Annotated in this window: 1 pseudogene; it reads left to right on the forward strand. The window is 36.4% G+C overall.

Features of this window, described 5'->3' with window-relative positions:
• Positions 1–111: 111 nt before the first annotated feature.
• Positions 112–352, forward strand: a pseudogene (locus IV54_RS12105) (ISL3 family transposase); the annotation flags it as partial.

Consider the following 352-nt stretch of genomic DNA (forward strand, 5'->3'; position numbering starts at 1 on the left):
AACAACAGTTTTCTTTATATAATGAAATTCAAGAAAACACAAAAAAGGATATAGTCACAGACTTATATCCATCCACTACCACATTTCAAGAGAAAGAAGTGACTACATCCCATGTCCAATGATACTAAATTTATCCTAGGTATTGAAGACCCAAACATAAAAAATGTAAAGATCAGTAATCCCTACATCAATAAGGGACCGCTTGAAGTCCAAGGTGTTTTGAACTATCGTCCAAAAGCTTGTCCAAAGTGTGGCGTTTTAAATCGCAAGAGCATTATCAATTACGGTTGGCGGTGGACAAATGTTAGGTTACCTCGAACGTCTGAACGGGAAGTTTTACTAATGCTCAAAA

It is taken from the genome of Levilactobacillus paucivorans (genome assembly GCF_001437125.1).
GTDB lineage: Bacteria > Bacillota > Bacilli > Lactobacillales > Lactobacillaceae > Levilactobacillus > Levilactobacillus paucivorans.